The sequence below is a fragment of the Stenotrophomonas sp. GD03777 genome, from assembly GCF_029842485.1.
GTDB lineage: Bacteria > Pseudomonadota > Gammaproteobacteria > Xanthomonadales > Xanthomonadaceae > Stenotrophomonas > Stenotrophomonas sepilia.
Genome location: NZ_JAOCGL010000186.1, coordinates 1 through 3990 on the forward strand (window position 1 = coordinate 1; position 3990 = coordinate 3990).

Consider the following 3990-nt stretch of genomic DNA (forward strand, 5'->3'; position numbering starts at 1 on the left):
TCCACGCATGGCGTGGATCTACCCCATCGCGGAAAACTGTCAGAGGTGGGGCGGTGTCGGAGTGCGGGGTGTCAGCCGCATGGATGCGGCTGCCAAGCCCCCATGGACGGGTTTACGGCGTCCCCGCACTCTGGCACCGCCCCGCCAACCCGCGGAATGCCAGCTTTTGCTGTTGCTTCGGCCGTTGCTTGAAGCCTCTGCGGGTGCAGGGCGCAGCCCTGCCGAACCCCCCTCTACTTGACCTGTACGTCGATCACGCCGTCGCCGACGCGGGCCTGCAGGGCGTCACCAGGTTGCACCTGGTCGATGCGCCGCACCAGCGCACCATCGTCGCTGCGGGTCAGGATGCTGTAGCCGCGGGCTACGGTGGCCAGCGGGCTGACTGCTTCCAGTGAACGCGCCAGCCCGCGCAGCCGCAGTGCATCGCGCTCCAGCAGACGCTGCATCGCTGCCTGCGGTCGTCCGCGCAGGGCGGCCAAGCGGCGCTGCATCGTGTCGAGCTGGCGCTGTGGATGGTGCCCGCGCAGGACCGCCGCTGCATGGCGAAGCCGCGCAGCACGGCGCTCCTGCTGCTGGTTGAACGCGGCATGCAGGCGTCGTCCCAGATCGAGCTGGCGTCGACGCAGCAGATCCAGTCGTGCCTGCGGGCTCTGCGCGTTCAGGCGCAACAGGGCGCGGTCGGCGCGCTGCATCGCCTGTTGCATCGCATGCCGGTGCAGCTGCAGCATGCGAACGGCCGTGCGGCGCACGCGCAGGGCCAGTTCGCGCTGGTCCGGTACCAGCAGCTCAGCCGCCACCGATGGCGTCGGTGCACGCAGGTCGGCGGCGAAGTCGCTCAGGCTGAAGTCGGTTTCGTGGCCAACCGCAGACACCACCGGGGTGCGGCTGGCGGCGATCGCACGGGCCAGGGCTTCATCATTGAAGGCCCACAGGTCTTCCAGCGAACCACCACCGCGGGTCAGCAGGATCACGTCGTAGCGGCCGCTGGCATCGGCGGCCTGCAGCAGCCGGGTGATCTGCGCGGCGGCACTGCTGCCCTGTACCAGGGTCGGCAGCAGGTCAACTTCCAGCAGCGGGAAGCGCCGGCCGAGCACGCTCAGCACATCGCGCACGGCAGCGCCGGTGGGCGAGGTGATCACGGCCAGGCGTCGCACGTGCGCCGGCAGCGGCCGCTTGCGTGCCGGGTCGAACAGGCCTTCGGCCTCCAGCCGTGCCTTCAGCTCCTCGAAGGCGCGGCGCAGCGCGCCTTCGCCGGCTTCCTCCATGTGGTCCAGCACCATCTGGTACTCGCCACGGGCGTCGTACAGGGTCACCTTGCCGCGCACCAGCACGCGCATGCCTTCGCGCGGCACGAACTTCAGGTGCTGCGCCTTCATCCGGAACATCGCCGCACGCAGCTGCGCGCGCGCGTCCTTCAGGGTGAAGTAGAGGTGTCCGGAGGCAGGACGCGCCACGCTGCCCAGTTCGGCCTCGACCCAGATCGCCGGGAAGCTGCCTTCCAGCAGGTCGCGGGCCAGGGTGTTGAGCTGGCTGGGGGTGAGGATGTCGTTGTTGCGTGGCTGCATGGAAACGGCGTGCTGCGGGCGGAACGGGGGCTCAGGATCGCACGTCAGCGCGCCGTATGCTGGCCCAGTGCCCACTGCACGTGTTCACGCACCAGCGGCGAAGGATCGTCGATGCGGGTCTGCAGGGCAGCCAGCGCTTCGGCCGAGGACGGCGCATTGCCCAGCGCCACGGCGATGTTGCGTAGCCAGCGCTCATGGCCGCTGCGCCTGATCGGGCTGCCTTCGGTGCGGCGCAGGAACTCGGCTTCGTCCCAGGTGAACAGCTGGTCCAGGCGCGCGGTATCGAGGTTGTTGCGCGCGCGGAAATCGGCTTCGTCGGTGCGCTTGGCGAACTTGTTCCAGGGGCAGACCAGCTGGCAGTCGTCGCAGCCATAGATGCGGTTGCCGATCAGCGGGCGCATCTGTTCGGGAATGGCGCCGTCGTGTTCGATGGTCAGGTAGGAAATGCAGCGCCGCGCGTCCAGCCGCTGCGGCCCGGTGATGGCCTGGGTCGGGCAGACATCGATGCAGCGCGTGCAGGTGCCGCAGTGCGCCGTGGCCGGCGTATCGATCGGCAGCGGGATGTCGATGTAGATCTCGCCGATGAAGAACCAGGAACCGCCATGGCGGTCGATCAGGCAGGTGTGCTTGCCGATCCAGCCGAGCCCGGCGTTGCGGGCCAGTGCGCGCTCCAGGACGGGGGCGGAATCGACGAACACGCGGTAGCCCAGTGGTGCGACTTCGTCGTCGATCTGCGTGGCCAACTTCTGCAGGCGGTTGCGCATCAGCTTGTGGTAGTCGCGGCCCAGCGCATAGCGCGCCACGTAGGCGCGGCCCGGGTCGGCCAGCGTCGCCCACGCTTCGGTGTCATCCTTGTGGCTGTAGTCCATGCCCACCGAGATCACGCGCACAGTGCCGGGCAACAGCTCGGCCGGTCGTGCGCGCAGGGTGCCGTGGCGCGCCATCCAGTCCATCGTGCCGTACAGGCCCTGGCCCAGCCAGTCGGCCAGGTGCGCCTCGTCCTCGCCGAGCTCGATACCGGCGATGCCGCAGCGCTGGAAGCCATGCGCGCGGGCCAGTTCGCGGATGCGCTGCACGGCCTGGGCTGGATCGACGGGGGAGGGGGCGAGGGACATGCGCACCAGTATAAAATCCCTGCATGGCCAACCTCGCCGATCTGTTCGATTCCGCTGCCGCGCGTGCGCTGGATGCCCAGGCGTCCACCCTGGCGGGGGATGCTGGCTGGGGACTGATGGCGCAGGCCGGCCAGGCCGCCTGGCAGTGCCTGCTGCAGCATTGGCCGCAGGCGCAGCGCATCGGCGTGGTGGTCGGTGCGGGCAACAATGGCGGCGACGGCCTCGTGCTGGCTCGCCACGCGTTGCAGGCCGGGCGCGAGGTGAGGGTGATCGCCCTGCCGGGCCGGGCGCCATCGACCGCGCTGGCGCAGCGTGCAACATCGGAGTTCAGGTCCGACGGCGGCGCCATCACCGAGTTCGACGGCGCGCTGCCCGAGGCCGACCTCTGGGTCGATGCCCTGTTCGGGCTGGGTTTCGATCGCGCGCCGGAGGGCGCGGCGCAGGCGCTGATCGTTGCGATCAATGCGCAGGCGGCACCTGTGCTGGCCCTGGATGTGCCCAGTGGCGTCGATGCCGACCGCGGTGCGATACCTGGCGCGGCAGTGCGCGCGGCGCTGACCCTGCAGTTCATCGTGGCCCATCGCGGGCTGTACACCGGCGACGCGCTGGATCATTGCGGGCACAAGGCCCTGGCACCCCTGCAGTTGCCCGCTGCCGCATGGCAAAGCGTGTCGCCTGCCGTGGAGTACTGGGCGCAGGCACGGTTGCCGGCCCTGTTGCCGCCGCGCCGCGCAAATACCCACAAGGGTGAATCCGGCCACGTGCTGTGCGTCGGCGGCAACCATGGCAGCGGCGGTGCCATCGCCATGGCAGCCGAGGCCGCCTTGCGCGCAGGGGCGGGGCTGTTGAGCCTGGGTACCCGCCGCGACCACGTCGCTCCACTGCTGGCTCGCCTGCCCGAGGCGATGACCCACGCGCTGGAAGACGGCGAAGCGCTGCCGGCCTTGCTTGACAGGGCAAAGGTGGTGGCGATCGGGCCCGGTCTGGGCCAGGACGAATGGGCGCGCGCACTGTTTGCGCGGGTGCTGGCCAGCGCCAAACCACTGGTGGTCGATGCTGACGCGCTGAACCTGCTGGCGCAGGATCCGCGTGCCTTGCCTGGCGCCGTCCTCACACCGCACCCGGGCGAGGCCGCACGCCTGCTCGGCTGCAGCACCAGCGACATCCAGGCCGATCGCTACGCCTGTGCGCAGACGCTCGCCGAGCGTTTCCACGCGGTGGTGGTGTTGAAGGGCGCCGGCAGCATCGTGGCGGCGCCCGGGCAAACGCCCCGGTTGATCGCCGCCGGCAATCCCGGCATGGCCGTGGGG

3 protein-coding genes are annotated in these 3990 nt (G+C 70.1%); 1 reads left to right on the forward strand and 2 read right to left on the reverse strand.

Features of this window, described 5'->3' with window-relative positions; translation table 11 throughout:
• Positions 1–233: 233 nt before the first annotated feature.
• Both xseA and queG read right to left on the reverse strand, forming a co-directional pair.
• A complete protein-coding gene (gene xseA / locus N5E02_RS20375) occupies positions 234–1565 on the reverse strand; it encodes an exodeoxyribonuclease VII large subunit (protein ID WP_279946691.1) in 1332 nt (443 codons plus the stop codon).
• Between the two features lie 44 nt (positions 1566–1609).
• The gene (gene queG, locus N5E02_RS20380; protein WP_279946692.1) at positions 1610–2680 is read right to left on the reverse strand and encodes a tRNA epoxyqueuosine(34) reductase QueG; all 1071 of its coding nucleotides are present in this window, start codon (positions 2678–2680) and stop codon (positions 1610–1612) included.
• Between the two features lie 23 nt (positions 2681–2703).
• Here queG and N5E02_RS20385 point away from each other — a divergent pair.
• On the forward strand, positions 2704–3990 hold a 1287-nt coding region (locus N5E02_RS20385; RefSeq protein ID WP_279946693.1), incomplete at its 3' end, for an NAD(P)H-hydrate dehydratase.

Bases quoted from the DNA above. Each gene is read 5' to 3' on its own strand.
- xseA (WP_279946691.1), bottom strand. From the start codon at position 1,565: ATGCAGCCACGCAACAACGACATCCTCACCCCCAGCCAGCTCAACACC.
- queG (WP_279946692.1), bottom strand. From the start codon at position 2,680: ATGTCCCTCGCCCCCTCCCCCGTCGATCCAGCCCAGGCCGTGCAGCGC.